Genomic DNA, 17,713 nt, shown 5'->3' with positions numbered 1-17,713 from the left:
AAGTCGAAATAATCCGCTCAAAGCGCCGCGTCGCGGCCGGAGCTTGCCCAGAGAAGGGCCAGAACGGAGAACCCAGATGGCAGCCATCAAGCCGAGACTTACGATCTGCGTACCGTCGCGCAATCGCCAGTATTACTTCCAGAAGACCATCGAGGGTCTGCTGCGCCGCGCCCCGGAAGGCGTTGAATTTGTCTTCGCCGACAATTCTGACGATCCCTCCGTGATGAATGATTATATGGCCGAGCTGAAGAACGATCCGCGCATCGTTTATCTGCCGTCCGAGGATCGCGTACTCTCGATGATCGATAACTGGGAGCGCACGCTCGAAGCCGCAACGGGCGCGTGGGTCAGCATCATTGGCGACGACGACTTCATCGATCCCAAACTTGCCGACCTGCTCGATCGGATCCTTGCGGTCAATCCAGAGATCGAAGCCTTCGCATGGGGCGTGATTTCCTACACATGGCCCGGCGACAATCCAAACCTGACCAATGTTTTTGTGCCCTACAACAGCTTCACCGTCAAAGTGCCGCGGGATGAACCATATAAGCGCATGTTCGGCTGGGTCGGCGCGCGCACGGTACCGACCTCCGGTTACTCCCTCTATCATTCGGCCTATAGCCGGTCACTGCTCGATAAGATCAAGGCCGTTACAGGAAAATTCTTCGAGAATCCGATGGTCGACTATGACATCGCGATGAAAGCCATCACGATCGCCAAGCATTTCGCCTATTGCCAGCGTCCCATTTCCATCATGGGCAGTTGCCCCGAAAGCAATTCTTACGCCGTATCCAGGCTGTCCGTGGCGAAGCAGAGAAGCGCTCAGTTCTTCGGAGAGGTCGGGCGAAATACTGACGAGGACATCGATCAAAACGACTTTCCCTTCACGTCGGATCACGGTGTGACAGCGGCAATCGCGATCGTGCAGCAGTGGTACAAGTCAAAATACGATGGCCATTACAGCGGCTGGGAAATCGAGTTTACCAAGACCTGTGCGCGCAACACCGAAGGCTTCGCAGACCGCGAGGAATTTGACACCGTGAAAGCCAATTACGACGATGCGTTTTCGCGCTGGAAAGGTGGCAAATTTCTCAAGTTTTTCAAACCGGAATTCCGCGATCGCATGCAGGGTCTGCTGGTTACCGGATCGAGCGACGACGGCATCTACCTGAGAAGCGACATTGCCGGCATTAAAACGCCGGAGCAACTCTACGACATCATCGAATCGATTACTCCGTCGCTGGACATGGTGGAAGTCGCTGCGGATGGATTGAAGTATCCTTGGGAGCAAACCGTCCAGCAGGTGGGGAGGCAGTCCCGTACACTGGTCGATGCCCCGGCACGCGTGGCCTGATGCGGTCATTCACAGAGACAGTCGCGCAGGGTGATTGATTTGGAATGAACAAGCGAGCGGGGACACCGCGCTCGCTTGTGACCTTTGAGGCTATGCATCAACAGCCCGAGCGATCAATCTCGATGTAATAGCAATAGATATTGTCATTGCTCGCTGCGCCGCGCTCACCAAGGACTAGGCGAGTTTCACCGTCGACCAGCGACTTGTTAAGGGGATATTTATGCCATCCGCCAAAGCCCATCGTTCTGTTCATCATGATGGCGGAGGCGTTGTTTGACAGGACGTAACCCAGCACCTTCTTGACGCCGGTCTTTGAAAACAGCCACTCAATCAGGGCGCGCCCGGCAATCTGAAGCAATTTAGGGTGTCCGCCGCGCTCTCCGCGCATGGCATTGTCCAGCATCACATCATCTGCCGTCAGATCCTTGAAGCCAAAATGCCCGATCATGTCGTCCCCGGCATAGATCAGGAACATGAGTTGGGTTGGCGTCTTGAAGACGACTTGATTCAGCCAGGTCTTGGTGCGTTCCGGCGTTGCGGTAAACTGGGTCAGGAAGAACTGCATATTGGCGTTTCGCCAGTCTGTCAGCTTGCCAATTACCTGTTCATTTTCGAGATGCTTTCGGGTCAGTGGCACCAGTTTCCCGATGACACTACCTGCATCATCGCAAAGTGTGATCACGAGCGACTGTCTGTCGTCAATGATGTCCTGAATAAAGGATAGGACGTGCTGCTCGGGTGCGTTCTTATTCAACGTCATCCACCGACAGAACATCCCCTTGATCGACACTCTTCTTCAGCCGCTTGCCAATCAGTAGGTCGACCTTATCCGGGGCAAGCCCGGTCCCGGGACGCTTGGCGTCGAGATCATATGATGTGAGCATATGCCCGGCAGGTAGGGCCTTCGCCGTCACAATACTGCGCCTCATCTTGGGGATCTGCGCGCGCTCGGTCTCGTCCAGGATGCGTCCGGCACCACCCAGGGCCCGATGAACGGTATTGCAGGCGTCGATCATGCGTTTCATGTCTTCCGGTTCGGTCGCCATCTGGTTATCCATACCGATGCGGCTGCTGTCCAATGTGAAGTGCTTTTCAATGACACATGCGCCAAGCGCAATCGACGCGGCCGGAATTTCGCTACCCATGGAGTGGTCTGAATAACCGATTGGGTAAGCTGGGAATTCGGCTCTGAGGCCAAGAATGTTGTTCAGGCGAATAGCCTCGGGCGGTGCAGGATAAACCGACGTGCAATGCAAGATGATGATGTCAGTATTGCCCGCCGTCTCGATCGTGCGCACAGCGGTTATGATCTCGTCCAGTGTGCCCATTCCGGTCGACAGAACAAGCGGCACATCAAGCGTCGCAAGGTAGGCTAGATACGGAAGATTGTTCAACTCCATCGAGGCAATCTTGATGAAAGGAACATTGCAGTCGCGTGCCAGAAAATCGGCCTCGGCGCGGGAATAGGGCGTCGATGCGAAATCGATACCGACTTCACTGCAATAGTCGGCCAACTGCTTCAGTTCCGAATTGTCCAGGGAGAACTTGGTGACGATGCGCTTGGTGATCGCGTTCTGTTTGTAATAGCTATCGGCATAGAGCGATTCGGAGCTCCAGGACTGAAACTTGACGCAGTCGCAGCCGGCCTCCTTGGCCTGATCGATCATGGAGCGGGCTATGCCAATATCACCAAAGTGGCTGGTATTCAGCTCCGCAATAAAATACGGAGCAAGGTAGTCGCCGATCACCCGTCCGCTGCGTAGTTTCACTGTCGACATTGGTCACTCACCGCTTACTGGTCGATTGCCTCAACGATCATTTCCGAGAGGAAAAGCTCGCGGTTCAAGAATGGTGTTTGGTCTTCCAGCGGGCGTCGCACAAAACGGCGGTCAACCACGCTGCGGGCATGTCCGAGCTCGATATATTCCTGATCCTCGCGACCGCGAATTTCGCAAAGCGTCGGTCCGTCGCGTTTCAGCAGATCGGCAATTCCCTCTTGCAACATGTCCGGACTGTCAATCGCGATATAATCGAGGTCGAAGCAGGTGGCCACTTTGGAAAAATCCGGGCAACTGACGCCATTTGCTGGATCAGTGCCGATGATGCGTTTCCGGAACAAGTCCTGCTGTCGCCGACGGATGATCGAATAGACGTTATTGTTGATCACGATGATCTTGATCGGAAGCTTGTGATAGCGGATCGTTTCCATCTCTTGCAGGTTCATCATGATCGAGCCATCGCCAATGACGGCAATCACAGGTCCGGGCTTGGCGAAGTATGCGCCAATTGCGGCCGGCAAGGCAAATCCCATGGCACCCTGCATGGCTGGATGCACGCAGTCCATGCCTTCCGCGAATCGCACATTGCTGGGCAGAATCACCTCGTTCAACCCTGAATCCGTTACCAGTGCCGCAGAGGCCGGCAGCATGTCGGACAGGCAATGCGCAAGTTCGTACAGATCGACCTTTTCCGGATCCTTGAACTCGGGTTCGACCCCGGAGAAAATTGCTTTCCAATGCTGGCACTTTTCGACCCATTCCGTCGGGACCATATGCGGCTCGTACTGGTTGATGTCCTCCAGGAACGCCGCAAGGTCAGAATGGACCAATTGGTCGATACGGATGGTATCCTTGGTGTGTTCTATGGCGTCGATGTCGACAACAATCGTCTTGGCATCGCGTGCAAACTTGCAAAATTCCGTGCCCGTTACCAGCGAGGTCAGACGGCATCCAAGCACCAGAACAAGATCCGCGTTCTGCACTGCGAAGTTTCCAGCCCTTGAACAACCCATCGCACCGACCGAGCCAATGGAGAGAGCATCGGCGCTTCCAAAGGTGTCGGGTGCGGAAGGTGCATAGGTAACGGGAATATTCCACCGCTTTGCAAACTGCTTCAACTTGGCCTCGGAGCCGCTGGACCGCACGCCACTGCCAATCAGCAGAGTGGGGCGGTTCGCCTTTGCAAGGGCGCCGGCCACCGCGTCAATCGTCTCGCGCGATGCCTTCGGTGGTTCTTTGATATCTAACGTTGCCGAGGCAGAAAGTGCGTCTACATCAATCTGGGCGCTTTGCAGATCAAGAGGCACATCGATCCAGACCGGTCCCTTGCGTCCCGAATTCGCCAACATTAGCGCCTGGTCCATAGCCTCGACAATCTCGTCGGCGGAGGTGATCATACGCGCATATTTCGTGATCGGCTGAACGATGGAGATGATGTCGGCCTCTTGCTGGCCGTAGGTTCGAAGCGGAATGCCGGTAAAGCGCGTGGTTTCCTTCAGCGTATTCTGCCCCGAGATGAAAATGCACGGAATGCCATCCTGCCATGCGGAAAGAACACCGGTAACGGCATTTGTGGATGCACATCCCGTGGACACCAGACATGCGCCAACCCCACCTGTGCGATAGGCATAGGCGGTTGCTGCATAGGATGCGGATTGCTCATGATGAACAGGTACCGGCGTCAGCTGCGGGTGTTTGGCCAGCGCGTCAGTCAAAAACAGCGCGCCGCGTCCTGTCACCAGAAACACATGTCCGATTCCGATCTGCGCAAGGCGCTGCATTATGTAGTCGGCAACTCTCATGGCAATCGTCAATCTTCCTAGGTCTTGGGTTTGAAGCGATCCAGAACGGCTGGCAAGGCAACAACGAGATCGCCGCTGCAGGCGGGTTCACCATTGACGAAGCTCTCAACCGATCCAGATGCAATGCCGCGCTTGAACGACCGAAGTGTCGCCTCGATCTGCAGCACGTCACCGGGCACGACCTTACGCTTGAATTTCACATTGTTGATGGAGATGAAATTCGTCTTCATCCCCTTGTATTCGTCCATGCACAGAAAGGACATGATGAAGGTCTGTGTCAGGGATTCGATCTGCACGAAGCCCGGCACATTCGGTTCGTCATCGAAATGGCCCGGGAAAAACCACTCATTATAGGTGAAGCACTTGATCGCGGATGCGCTCTTGCCGGGATCGACTGCGGTGATCCGATCGATCAGCAGAACCGGATAGCGGTTTCGCTGGTGGCGAAGGATCCCGTTGATATCGAAAGCGGGCATGGAACTGTCACTCATGCCGCAGGCTCTATGACAACGTCATACTTTGCAAGAATGGTCTTGCCGACTTCGTAGCTGGAAAAGTCGATTATATCGTCGATTTCCATCTCGATCGAAAACGCGTCTTCGAGAGCGGCCATCAGCGCCATATGTCCTACGCTATCCCACGCCTCGACTTCCTGATACTTTGCTGTTGGCAGTTCGTCCGCGTTGATCATGAATGTATCAACAAAGGCGGTATCGTATTTTTCCTTGTTGCTCATATCTTGTTATCCTTGTTGTCAGTCTTTGGGGGAGCGTGAATTGAAAAATGCGCCTGCCTTTGCGGCAACCGGATATCCGGTGCATCGGGCGATCAGTTCATGCCATATTGACGATTCTCGAAAGTTCCTCAACCAGATTGTGCCCGTCCCAGATTGCGCCCATATCGAGCGCCTTGCCCACCGGCACGACGCGATCAATGCCTGACATTCCCTGGTCGATCACGAAGTTGACCAGCTTGTCTCGGTCGATCCCGAAACAGGTGATTGTTTGATAGCGCTCGGTGACGATGTCTGTAAGGCAGTCGAAACTGTCGGTCACATGTTCGAAAAAGGTGCCGTATTGGCCCCGATATTTGTCGATATCCAAGGGCAACTCACTGAGTAATATGCGATAGACAAGGTTCTCATGTCTGATGCATGTCTCGGTGTCGAGGTTGGCCGCAGTCCGGCAAAGATGGGCGAACTTGTCCAATGCATGGATTGGCGCCAAAGTGTATTTCCGACGCAAATGGTCGACCATGGCAGACCAGAAACGCTGCTGCGCGGCGGCGACATCCGCTTGCCCGTCAGCTATCCAGATAACCAGATGCGGCGATGAACATGCGTTTTGGTCCATGAGGAAGACATCATTGAAAAAGCCCTGGGTCAATTGCGCAATGGCTTTGTCATCAGCGGCAAGAACATGTTCGACATTCAGCATGCAAAGTGAATATCGATCTGCGAATGCAATATCGACGCAGCGTGGATGTGTGGGCATTGTCTTGAGATGGGAGACGGTGGCATCACCGCCCCAGATGAGACGTGCCTGACATCTGGCCGAGAGTTGGGCCGTAATGTCGTCATTCCGCGGATAGGTCACCAACCGGTTCATGCTGGCCACCTGTTTGTGGGTGGGAATCGCGAAAAGGCGCGTGATCTCCTTGCAGATCACGTCCACCTGCTCGAAGTCTCTATCGGGTATCCTGACGATATTCGCATTGCCGGCCAGCAGACCAAACGCGAACGAATAGGCAAAATTGACCGGCACATTGGCCGGCGCGATATGCAGGATCAGTCCGCGTCCAAGCCGCGCGTGGGCTGTATCGAAATCACGTGCAAGACGCGCGAGATTGGCCGTGCGGCACCAATATCCAAATGCGGCAATATCCGGATATTGCCTGGCTTCGGGCAATGCGAGCAGTGCTTTCGACAATGCGGAAAGAAAGACCGTGGCGGCTTCGGAATACGGCCTTTGTGGCCGCGTGACCAAACTGTCGAGCGGTCCGCCGACGCGGATATTGATGGGCAATTGTGCGATCTCATTCATATGTATCGCTACAGCCTCTGACCTCAGCCTTGGCAACGCGGCCGGCTATCGAGAAGTATTTGCCCTGGCGCCCGCAGGGGCAGTCGTCCTCGCCCTCGATCTGTCCCATATCCTCAGTCAGCAGCGCATGGCCGGGATAGCTTCTCGGAATCATCGACAGAACCTCGATGACGCCTTGTTCTCTGTGACGGGCGACACTGAAATCCTGCGGATTGCGGACAATGACATCGGCGTAAACAGGTGCATGCAGATGTCCGGCCTCGCACTCCATGAAGATCGATCCGGTCTGCTCGACCATTCCGTAGTAGTTCACAACCCGGCCGATCCCGGCACAATCCTGCATCGCCGCGTTGAATGCAGCACTGTCGACTGCCTGATCCTGCAGTTTCTTCCAGCCGCCACCATGCAACAGAATGCCCTTGTCGATAGCAAGGCGTTTCCCCATCGCCTTCAGGTTCATGTAGAAGTGCTGCCAGATCATGAAGGTGAAGCCGAACAGAAATATCGGTTGACCGGCATGGCGCTCCAGGAAGGAGTCGATGGCGATCATGTCCAGATTCATCTCCGCATCGAGGGCATAGGTTACATCCTGACCAAACATGGAGAAACCGAGTATCCCCGAACCGCGTGCCGAAAAGGCATTTCGATCACGAAGGACACTCGGTGAATCGATAACCAGCATCGGCAATCGCTTCTTTCCCAGCAGTTCGGTCATCAGGCGTGCCAGGATCTTGCTTTGCAGCGACGCCGTTTCCCGGTCCAGGAATATTCGTGATACCTGCTGCCCCGTTGTCCCCGAAGAGGTCATGGTCTTGAAGACCTGATCCTTGGGCACACTCAGAAGATCGAATTCCTTGAACATGCGAACCGGAATAAAGGGGATGTCCTGCAAGTGTTCGACTGGTTTTTCAGGGTCTGTCGTCAGTTTCAACATGCGATCATAGGGCTCGCATTGCTGCCGATGCCAGTCCGTGAGCGCGCGCAAGGCCTCACCAAGAGTGTCGGTCTTCTGACGAGCCGGCATCCCATAGGGTTCCAGATCCAGCCAATGGGTATAATCGGGTGACATCATGCCAGAACGCCTTTCGCGCGGGTATCCAGCAAGCCATATTGAACCTTGCCAGACTCCGCGCGAGGCAAGTCGGCGAGATCGAAGACCGAAATGGCTGTCGGGCTGATTTTCAGGTCAGTCGCCAAGCTCGTCTTGATCTGCTTGGCGGCGTCAACCGTTGCTTGCAGCAGATAGATAGACAGATGGTCATCTTTTCCCGCGCAAGCCACATCGAAGCCCGCGTCCTGCAAACGGCTTTCCACATCCTGCAAGTTGATGCGATTGCCGAAAATCTTCAAAAACCGTTTCAGCCGCCCAACTATGTAATAATCGCCCTCGTCATCCCGCTTTGCGATATCACCTGTTCTAAGCATGCCATTGAAGTCATCGCCCCTGCCTAGATCTGCATGGCCTTCGGCATATCCCATCGAAACATTGGCTCCACGATAGATCAGTTCACCGGCAGTATCGGTTTCATCGATGACAGCGCCGTGGTCATCTTCGAGCGAAAATTCACCACCTGGAATAGGCTTGCCGATGCAACCTGCCTTTGCATAAGCCATATCGGCGGCAAGATAGGACATCCGGGCCGTTGCCTCGGTTTGTCCGTACATGCTGAAAAACCGCATGCCCTTGTCAGCACAATGACTGGCAAACTCCTGTGTCAGCTCCTTGTCCATCCGCCCGCCGGCTTGCGTCATGGTGCGCAGGCTTGGCAGCTCCATGCGTCGGAATCGCAGCTTCTTCAGCATTTCATAGTGGTACGGAACGCCGGAGAAGTAAGAGCAGCTGGAAGCCTCCATGAAGTCCCAGAAGGCCCGATCAAACAGCGTCTTGCTGGTAACGGCGATCGTGCTGCCGGCAAGAATGTGGCTGTGTATGACAGACAGACCGTAGGAATAGGTTGGCGGCAAGCTGGTAATGGCGATATCGTCAGGCGTGATGTCGAGATAGCTGCAGATCGACCGGGCATTACTGCTAACGTTGGCGCGGGAGAGCCGTACAAAGCGAGGACTGCCGGTACTTCCCGACGTTGCCAGCAAGAGCGCAAGGTTATCATGGATTATGTAGTGCTCCGATGACCGCAACGCCAGCAATTGATACCCGGAATGGGACATGACGACGGAGCTATCGGCAAATTCGCTGGCGCGGCTTTCTGGAAGCCAGATGAAATGCGGCTGATAAACGTCTGCCAGATGATGCAGCTGTGCCATCGGCAGGCTTGCGCTGATCATCATCGGGACGGCCCCGGTTTTCGCAAGCGCCACATAACCCGCAAGGCCACCCGCATCATTGTCGCATAGGCAAATCACCAGACGATGTGCAGTATCTCCAAAACCCGGACACCGGCAAATCGCATCGAGATCCTGCGGGCGGACATAGGTGCCGTCGCTCATCTTCAGCAAAGGTCGGTCCTGATACCTTGTATCGATGTCAGCGAAGATATCGCTTATGTCCGCGGTGGTCATCACTGCAAGCTTCTCGTTCTCCTCAAGGTGATCTCATGACGGTGCGCCATGGCTCCTCTTGGTGAAAAATTGAAAACGCCTCCTGCCTGGCAGATGACGGTTCCATTATTTGGTGCGCCGTAGAAATCCATCCGGCGAAACTGTGATCTGCAGTTTGTTTTCGATCGATTTGTCGATTTCGAAATCGCCATTCTGTGCCAGATAGGCATGCACTGCGGTCTTGGGATTGTTGCCCTTGCCCCAAGGGCGATCAGCAGAGAGATGTTCAGGTGCATCCTCCACAATTGTGTCACTGACAATGCAGTAATTGCCGACCGTCACGAGCGGCGCATATGCTTCAAGCTCTCGCAAGACATGGTCATGCGTGTGATTGGAATCGAGGCAGACCATGATGCTGTTGTAGTCCGCAGCAAATGCACGCACCTGATCGACGATAGACGTGTCGATGCTGGAGCCTTCAAGCATGTGTATGCGGGGGGACATTGCATGTGCTTCAATTGCACTGCGGTTGTGTGGCCTGATCTCGATGTCGACTGCCAGAACCTTGCGCTTTGGCACCCGTGGATCAAGCCGTTCGCCATTCTCGAACGCATCGCAATAGTCCAGCAGTGCCAGCATGGACGCGTTGGAAATCAGCGACCCGCCATGGGCAATGCCGGTCTCGATAATGAGATCCGGACGCACGTCCCAGATGATTTCCTGGAAAGCGAGGATGTCTTGGGGAAATTGTATGATCGGACGCCCGAGCGCACGGAAATTATAGGTGTATCTGTGCTTTGCAGAGGCAAGATTCCACTCGAGTGACTGTTGCTGGAAATCCTTGTCCGCGCCAAGTCCAGCAATGTTTTCCCTGACCTCGTCCTGGAATTCTTTGTGCATCCGGTGGTTCTCACTCATTTCGTTTCGCAGAGACCGCGCAACCAGGGTTTTCACACCCCGGTTGGTCTCCGGATCACGCCTATCCTTGGACATGTCCAAGCAGACCAAATTCACCTAACGGTCTAGGTTGTCATCCTTGAGTGAGGCTTGTGGTGGGCGCTTCGGCAAAGCGCCCACCGTTTCAGGCAGCCGAACCCTTCAACTGGTTATGCTTGCGTTGGTTTGCCGCATCGACAAGTTCTCGGACCACCGCCGCCACACGCGCGATATCGGCGTCGGTCATGTCGTGATAGCTCGGCAGGTTGATCGCGCGGGTGGGGATATCCCATGCATGGACGTTATCCGGGCGCGGGGTAAACATCGGCAGGCTGGAGAGCGGGTGGAAGAACACGCGGGCGTCGATATTGGCCGCGGAAAATGCCGCCTGGATGACTTCGCGCTCGATGCCAAGCGAGCGGTCGAACACAGCTGTCGGCATCCATGCGCCATTCACGGTGCCTGAAGGTTCCGGGTTCAGCTGCACACCTTCGATAGCGTCGATATGGTCGCGATAGCGTCCGAAAATCGCGCGCTTGCGTGCGATCAGCGCATCGATCCGCTCCATCTGGCCGCAGCCGATGGCCGCCTGGACATTCGACATCTTGTATTTGTAGCCCACCATATCGGGCCAGAACTGCTTGGTCTGCGCTTTCGCCCGGCCGTGATTGCTGAGCGTCAGAACATGGTTGAAGAGCGCCTCGTCATTGGTGACGAACATGCCGCCTTCGCCGGTGGTCACGGTCTTGGTGCCATGAAAGGAAAAAGTGCCGAAGGCCCCACGCGCGCCTGCGCGTCGACCGTCCCTGAAGGCCGAACCGATGGCTTCGGCTGCGTCTTCGATCACCGGAATGTTGTGGCGGCTGGCAATGGCTTCCAGCGCATTCATATCGCAGAGATTTCCGTAGATATGCGTGGCGATGATCGCGCGTGTTCGCGGTGTAATCGCCTGTTCCACCTTGGTCGGATCCAGACACCAGCTGACAGGATCGATATCCACCATCACCGGCGTCGCGCCCAGATGATGGATCGGTGCCGCCGTCGCGATCCAGTTCGTGTCGGCCAGGATCACTTCGTCGCCGGGTCCGATGCCAAGGGCGGCCAGCCCCATATGCATGGCGCCGGTGCAGCTGGATGTCGCAATCGCAAAACCGGTGCCGATATGCGTGCGGAACAGGTCTTCGAAGCGAATGATGTAGTCGTAGCACTTGGCGCCCCAGCCGGTCGCTGCGGCATCGGCGGCATAGCGCGTCTCAAGCTCCGTGATGGAGGGCTTTGTATAGAGAATGCGCTCTGGCGCTCTGGCGTTCATGTCAGCGAACCTGATCGCGCTCGGCTTCCGATATCTGGCTCTTGCCAGTCACGACGAAGACCGGTGCAATGATCGAGCGCATAACATTATAGAACTCCTGCGCTGTCTTGGCATTGCCGATAAAGCGATCCACCAGCAGGAGCGAACCATGCAGGCCACGACGCTTGTCGTCCGGCAATTGCGGGTAATATTGCGGCCTGAACAGCGCAATAAGCTGCTCGCCGCCTGGCATCTTCTGCAAGGCAGCATGATAAGACCGGCACTTGATCTCAAACGCTGTGCGGTCGTGTTCCAGCATGCAATCGAAAACACAGGCGCGCACAAAGGCTTCGTTAAAGCCGTTCCAGGCGCTGCCGAGTTCGGCAAGAACGCGTGCCTGCACTTCGGCGATGGCAGCGGTCAATCCGATGCCGCCATCCAGCGGAAATCCTTCAAGCGCGGAGCGGACGGGCACGGGCGTATACGGCTTGATGCTGGCCGCCGACATTGGCCGGTTGGCAAGGGCAAGCCCATTGGCAAACAGCACAACCCGCGCTGCCCATTCATAGCGTGGCACGGTCGTCAGCCAGCTGGATGCCACTTCCGCAGAGCGGATCGTCTCGATCAGGCTTTTTTTCAAGGCCCCGTGAAACAGACCAAACGGCATTTTCGGCGTCTGGTTGCCATCGGTCCACTGGAAGAAGGCATCCAGCATCTTGGCCTTGTCCATCATGGAGAAATGATGGGTCACCGGCACCGGAACATTGGCTTTGATCTCGCGTGAGGCATCGTTGGAGATCGCAAAGGCGTTCCACCCAATGGCATCCGCCTCCGGATAGGTCGCTTCCACATATTCGATTGCCTCCGGCATGTCGGGCTCAAGCATATCGTCGGGATAGACCAGCGTAACCCAGTCACCGGTTGCAGCGGCAATCGTGCCCAGCCAGAATTGGCCTGCTGTAATTTCAGGCGGAGCGGGCGGCAGGATCAGCAACCGCGGGTCGTTCTCAGCCAGTTCGTAAAGCGCAGCAGCTTCAGCGCAGGTATCGCCAAACGGCGCCACGATCACCTGAATGTCTGTCCCCGCTTTCTTGAGCAGCTGTTTTGCCAGATAATCGGGTGGCGAAAAGCCGGGTTCGACAGGAATGCACACGGAAAGCTTCGGCATGATCGGCCTCATGGTTTTGCCTGTCGCGAAAGGTTGCACAGACGGTCTCGCACGCACCGGCGGCCACATTTGTGGCGTGGGCGCAATTCGGGTTCTTGATCCCATGTAGCGGTCAAAACTGGAGCGAGGCTTAGCTCCGGATGGCCTGATCTGTCGTCACAGCCAATGTTTGCTATCGCTTCCCGGTAGGTGCGAAGTTCTGTAAATCCGGACGCGCGCTGTCAACGTCATAGAGCGCCTTTTGCGCCTCGAAATAATTGCGCGTGCGGCTGATAGCCGGGTCATCGTTCGACGGTAGAATGAAGAGATTGAACCGGTCGGATGACGTGAATTCCTGGGTAAACCGGATCGAGAGGCCCGTATAATCTGCCGAATAGTCTTTCAGCCGGCGCGCCGCGGCCAGCAGGTCCTTGAGGTCTTTCCATCCGGTGCACTCGATCAGCAGTTCCAGTGCTTTCAATATGGCGGCATGCGCCGCACGACCATCGACACTCTCGGGCGCAACGAGTTTCATTCTCAACGAATTGATCGAACCGTCCTGATTGCCTTTGGCGATGAAAAACAGGGAGCCATGGCTTTCCTCGTCCTCTCCCTTGTCGAAGCTCAGTTCGGAGGTGCATTCGTAGCTATCGTCGTTGACCGGGCTCCCGTGCCACCCGGAATTGGGAAATCCCGCATCGTTATACGCTCTGCACAACTCGGGTCCAATGCGTGGCATCTCCCGGGCAAAACCGCTCACCCCGTCACGGTCGACAGAAGCCATAATGTTTTCGGGCATGTTGAAGGTCTCAACCTTGACCGGCTTTCCTTTCAGCGGCGCGGGCGGCACCTCGGGTCTGATCGGGGCCTCGATAATCCATTGCAATCCCAGTTCTGCCATGATCAGGCGGAGGTTCCTGTGATCATTGGCGAGAAGGACGATCGTCGCGATGATAATGGTGAACGACAGAAAAACGGCGACAAAGACCGCCCCACCGGCGCTTTTGCGGTTTGGGGGAGAGCTTTTGGTCTCTTTGCTATGTCTCGCCGAAGGTTCGTCAGGCATCTATCTGTCAAAACATGGGAAGCTGAAGTATGTCAAAACGCTTTCGCCGAATTCTATGGTCTATTCTATAGGAAAGGGTGGTGATAATTAGAATTCAATTATAGATAAATTTAAGTATTGAATGCAGTCGTAATTCTCTCGAATAGACTATGTGGCGTCTATTTTCAGCAGAATGCAACCCGTCGCACAAGCAAAATCGGCCCCCGCAAAGTTTTGCAGGGGCCGATTTTGAAATGTCTGATTGTCCGCCGATCAGGTGCTCATGGCGCCTGGGCCGGGAATTGCACCCGGCGGGCACTTGCCCATGATGATCATGCCAAGCACTTCGTCCTTGGTCACGTCCTCGGTCTTGGCGCTTCCCACGACCAGACCGTTCTTCATCACAAACACGCGGTCGGCCAGATCGAACACGTCATGGATGTCGTGGCTGATCAGGAAAATGCCGATGCCATCGGTTTTCAACTGCTTGATCAGTTCTCCAACCTGCGCAGTTTCCTGCGGGCCAAGAGCTGCCGTCGGCTCGTCCATGATCAGGATGCGGGCATTGAACAGGATGGCGCGGGCGATTGCCACCGACTGGCGCTGACCGCCCGACAGGGCTTTGACCGGCTCCTTGAAACGCTTGAAGTTGGGGTTCAGGCGTCCCATCACTTCACGTGCCTTGGCCTCCATCGCCACGTCGTCCAGCGTGCCCCAGGGGGTCTGCAGTTCACGGCCGAGATAAAGGTTTGCGGCAGCGTCGACATTATCGGCAACGGCCAGCGTCTGGTAGATCGTTTCGATGCCATATTCCTTGGCATCGCGCGGATTGCGGATATCGGCGGCTTCCCCATTGATCCTGATATCGCCGCTGTCGCGCTTGTAGGCGCCGGAGAGAATCTTGATCAGGGTCGACTTGCCGGCACCGTTATGGCCAAGCAGGGCGACCACTTCACCGGGGAAGAGGTCGACGGATGCCTTTTCGACAGCGTGGATCCCGCCGAAGGCGATGGAAATGTCTTTCATTTCCACGAGGGGAGTGCGTTGCTCCATCATATTTGGAACTCCTGATTACTTGGCGCGAGCACGGTAGACGGTGTCGAGCCAGACGGCGAGAACGAGGACGACGCCAACGACGATACGTTGAAGCGGCGAGTCGATGCCGAGCAAGACCATGCCTGATTGTAGAGATTGCATGACCAGAGCACCCAGCATGGCGCCGGCAATTGTGCCGCTGCCGCCTGCAAGAGATGTGCCGCCGATCACGGCTGCCGCGATGGTATAGAGCTCATCCAGTTCGCCCTGGGCATTGGTTGCAGCGTTGAGGCGTGCGGTCGAGATTGCAGCGGCCACGGCGCACAGCATGCCCATGAGCGCAAAGATCTTGACGGTCACCCAGCGCGTTTTGATACCGGCCAGTTCTGCAGCTTCCGGATTGCCGCCGATGGCAAAGACGTAGCGGCCAAAGCGAAGACGCGTCGAGATGAAGGTCATCACCACGCCGATGCCGAGCGCGATCAGAACGGGAATGGCAATGCCGTGCGCGATAAACAATCCACCGTCCGGAGCGACGATGCCGTTTGCCTCGGCATAACGCCGGGCAATGGCCTTCGGCCAGGGATAGCTGTTGAACACCCATACAGCGCCAATCACGATGCCGCAGCCAAGAGCGACGAGGAAATACTCGGCCCAGAGCGGACGCAACGGAAAGCCGAAGCGATGACGTTGCTTGCGTGAATTGAGCAGCGCTGCAACGATTGCCACGCAGGCAATCACGCCGACGACCCAACTCGCGACTTCACCGATCGATCCGGTGGTTCCGCCGCCCATAAGCCGGAAGGTCGCGTCCATGGGGGCGACTGTTCGGCCGCTGGTCACGAACCATGTTCCGCCGCGCCAGACCAGCAGGCCGCCCAGCGTCACGATAAAGGATGGCACCGCCATATAGGCAATCACCGTGCCTTGCAGCATGCCGATCATGCCACCGACGGCCAGACCGCAGCCAAGCGTGATGATCCAGGTCAGCGGATTTTCAAAGCCCAGAAACTGCGGCAGGATCTCGGCCTGCATCACGCCCATGATCATGCCGGTAAAGCCCAGGATAGAGCCTACCGACAAATCGATATTGCGTGTCACGATGACAAGCACCATGCCGGTGGCCATCACCGATACGGACGCCGTCTGGACAGACAGGTTCCACAGATTGCGCGGTGTCAGAAACAACCCGCCCGTCATCAGGTCGAAGCCGACCCAGATCAGGAGCAAGGCACCGATCATGCCGAGCAGTCTCGTGTCGAGTTCCGTCGCGCGCACGAAGCGGGCAACAGGTCCACCGACCGAAGACTTGGGTTTTGTTGAAGAGACAGAAGTATTCATTTCGGCCATAGGATTGCCGTGCCCCACATGCTTGAACCGCCTTTGAGCCCCGTTCGGGTTGAATGGCTGGCGGTCCGAAAATCTCATAATGAGACGCTGTTGCGCCCTTGTCGGTTTCGGTGTCCCCTAGAGGAACATCCGAGCATCGCATTCGCACAGGCGCCGCAGCCTTTCTGGACTGCGGCGCCTGCCCGGAAAACCGGATTGAGGTCCGCTTAATCGCAGACGGAAACCGAGCCGGCCTTGACGCCCTGGCAGACTTCTTCCTTGGAGATCCAGCCTGCGTCGACAACGACGTCGAGATTGTCCTTGGTAATCGGAACTGGCTTCAGGAAGACCGACTTCATGGCAACGCCCTTCGGGCCACCGGAGAAGTCTTCAACGCCTGGAATTTCGTCCATGGTCTTGCCTTCGGCAAGCATCACGGCGATTTCGGCTGCGTTCTTGCCGAGTTCGCGTGCGTCCTTCCACACCGAAACCGTCTGTGTGCCGAGTGCAACGCGGTTAAGCGCAGCCTGGTCACCGTCCTGGCCCGATACTGGAACAGAACCGGCAAGGCCCTGAGCGGAAAGTGCCGCAACAACACCGCCGGCGGTGCCGTCATTCGAGGCGACAACGGCATCGACATTGTTGTCGTTGGCGGTCAGAAACTGCTCCATGTTCTTTTGGGCATTTTCCGGCTTCCAGCCGTCCGTGTAGGCTTCACCGACATTCTTGATCTTGCCGCTGTCGATGGCATCCTTGAGGACTTCCATCTGGCCGGAGAACAGGAAGTCGGCATTCGGATCCGAAGCGGAGCCCTTGATGAAGACATAGTTGCCTTCAGGCTGGACCTTGAACACTTCGCGAGCCTGCATGCGGCCCACTTCCTTGTTGTCGAAGGTGATGTAGAAGGCGGCTGGGTTCTCGATCAGGCGGTCATAGCCGACGACCGGAATTCCCTCTGCGCTGGCTTTCTCGATAGCCGGTCCAATAGCGTCGGAATCCTGAGCCAGAACGATCAGTGCAGTTGCGCCCTGCGAAATCAGCGATTCAACGTCAGTCAACTGCTTGGCTGCAGACGACTGTGCGTCAGCTGAAATATACTTTGCGCCAGCGGCCTCGAGGGCTGCCTTAATGGCGCCTTCGTCGGTTTTCCAGCGCTCTTCCTGAAAGTTAGACCACGATACGCCGACAACGACGTCTTCCGCGAACGCTGCGGTATGCATGGCAACGACGACGGCCGTGCTGGCCATCAGCTTGATAAGGCTCTTCATGATGTCCTCCCAAATGACAAAGCAACCACCAACTCCCCGGTGGCTACTGCAAGGTCTGTCGAAAAACTTATTTTTTCTCGACAGTCGAGAAATTAAATGTCAGATAAATCCGGGGCTGTCAACAAGAGCGGGCGAGGTTATAGAAGCCGGCCGGACAGTCCCGGGAGAAGCGCCGCGTAAGCCTGTC

Annotated in this window: 16 protein-coding genes; 1 reads left to right on the top strand and 15 read right to left on the bottom strand. The window is 56.2% G+C overall.

All coding sequences use genetic code 11. The features are described 5' to 3' along the window. Positions 1-76 precede the first annotated feature (76 nt). Complete coding sequence (locus tag ACWPM9_RS17975) at positions 77-1,354, top strand: glycosyltransferase family 2 protein (RefSeq protein ID WP_428186009.1); 1,278 nt, start codon at positions 77-79, stop codon at positions 1,352-1,354. 97 nt (positions 1,355-1,451) lie between these two features. On the opposite strand, the gene ACWPM9_RS17970 is transcribed toward ACWPM9_RS17975, so the two are convergent. The 15 genes from ACWPM9_RS17970 to xylF all read right to left on the bottom strand — a co-directional run bounded on the left by ACWPM9_RS17970 (position 1,452) and on the right by xylF (position 17,526). Then, positions 1,452-2,114: a GNAT family N-acetyltransferase gene (locus ACWPM9_RS17970; RefSeq protein WP_484756021.1), complete on the bottom strand. Its 663-nt coding sequence runs from the start codon at positions 2,112-2,114 to the stop codon at positions 1,452-1,454. Continuing rightward, entirely contained in the window at positions 2,101-3,132 is a 1,032-nt protein-coding gene (locus tag ACWPM9_RS17965; RefSeq protein WP_484756020.1) for an N-acetylneuraminate synthase family protein, read from the bottom strand. The genes ACWPM9_RS17970 and ACWPM9_RS17965 overlap by 14 nt, the downstream gene beginning before the upstream one ends. A gap of 14 nt (positions 3,133-3,146) precedes the next feature. Further along, positions 3,147-4,934 carry a thiamine pyrophosphate-binding protein gene (locus ACWPM9_RS17960; protein WP_484756019.1) on the bottom strand — a complete coding sequence of 596 codons (1,788 nt, stop codon included), beginning with the start codon at positions 4,932-4,934 and terminating at the stop codon, positions 3,147-3,149. Between the two features lie 17 nt (positions 4,935-4,951). After that, positions 4,952-5,425, bottom strand: coding sequence for a 3-hydroxyacyl-ACP dehydratase FabZ (fabZ, locus tag ACWPM9_RS17955; RefSeq protein WP_428186005.1), 474 nt, complete (start codon positions 5,423-5,425; stop codon positions 4,952-4,954). Continuing rightward, entirely contained in the window at positions 5,422-5,670 is a 249-nt protein-coding gene (locus tag ACWPM9_RS17950; RefSeq protein ID WP_428186004.1) for an acyl carrier protein, read from the bottom strand. Before ACWPM9_RS17950 ends, fabZ begins: the two co-directional genes overlap by 4 nt. Before the next feature lie 97 nt (positions 5,671-5,767). Further along, positions 5,768-6,976 carry an acyl-CoA reductase gene (locus ACWPM9_RS17945; RefSeq protein ID WP_484756018.1) on the bottom strand — a complete coding sequence of 403 codons (1,209 nt, stop codon included), beginning with the start codon at positions 6,974-6,976 and terminating at the stop codon, positions 5,768-5,770. Beyond that, entirely contained in the window at positions 6,969-8,048 is a 1,080-nt protein-coding gene (locus tag ACWPM9_RS17940) for a LuxE/PaaK family acyltransferase (RefSeq protein ID WP_484756017.1), read from the bottom strand. Before ACWPM9_RS17940 ends, ACWPM9_RS17945 begins: the two co-directional genes overlap by 8 nt. Continuing rightward, on the bottom strand, positions 8,045-9,496 hold the full coding sequence (locus ACWPM9_RS17935) for an AMP-binding protein (protein ID WP_484756016.1): 1,452 nt from the start codon (positions 9,494-9,496) through the stop codon (positions 8,045-8,047). The genes ACWPM9_RS17940 and ACWPM9_RS17935 overlap by 4 nt, the downstream gene beginning before the upstream one ends. 105 nt (positions 9,497-9,601) lie before the next feature. Further along, a complete protein-coding gene (locus ACWPM9_RS17930) occupies positions 9,602-10,393 on the bottom strand; it encodes a cephalosporin hydroxylase family protein (RefSeq protein ID WP_484756015.1) in 792 nt (263 codons plus the stop codon). Positions 10,394-10,556: 163 nt separating this feature from the next. Further along, positions 10,557-11,723 carry a DegT/DnrJ/EryC1/StrS family aminotransferase gene (locus ACWPM9_RS17925; protein WP_484756014.1) on the bottom strand — a complete coding sequence of 389 codons (1,167 nt, stop codon included), beginning with the start codon at positions 11,721-11,723 and terminating at the stop codon, positions 10,557-10,559. Between the two features lies 1 nt (position 11,724). Further along, complete coding sequence (locus ACWPM9_RS17920; RefSeq protein WP_484756013.1) at positions 11,725-12,870, bottom strand: glycosyltransferase family A protein; 1,146 nt, start codon at positions 12,868-12,870, stop codon at positions 11,725-11,727. A 172-nt stretch (positions 12,871-13,042) separates the two neighbouring features. After that, positions 13,043-13,915, bottom strand: a complete 873-nt coding sequence (locus ACWPM9_RS17915) for a DUF6030 family protein (protein ID WP_428185998.1) — start codon at positions 13,913-13,915, stop codon at positions 13,043-13,045. A 252-nt stretch (positions 13,916-14,167) separates the two neighbouring features. Continuing rightward, positions 14,168-14,950, bottom strand: a complete 783-nt coding sequence (locus ACWPM9_RS17910; RefSeq protein ID WP_428185997.1) for an ATP-binding cassette domain-containing protein — start codon at positions 14,948-14,950, stop codon at positions 14,168-14,170. 15 nt (positions 14,951-14,965) lie between these two features. Next, positions 14,966-16,279, bottom strand: a complete 1,314-nt coding sequence (locus ACWPM9_RS17905) for a sugar ABC transporter permease (protein ID WP_428185996.1) — start codon at positions 16,277-16,279, stop codon at positions 14,966-14,968. Positions 16,280-16,485: 206 nt separating this feature from the next. Continuing rightward, positions 16,486-17,526, bottom strand: coding sequence for a D-xylose ABC transporter substrate-binding protein (gene xylF / locus ACWPM9_RS17900; protein ID WP_428185995.1), 1,041 nt, complete (start codon positions 17,524-17,526; stop codon positions 16,486-16,488). Positions 17,527-17,713 lie beyond the last annotated feature (187 nt).

This window comes from Agrobacterium sp. H141 (assembly GCF_057158725.1).
The sequence above is the reverse complement of the archived record's forward strand: the minus strand, read 5'-3'. Positions and strand labels throughout refer to the sequence as shown.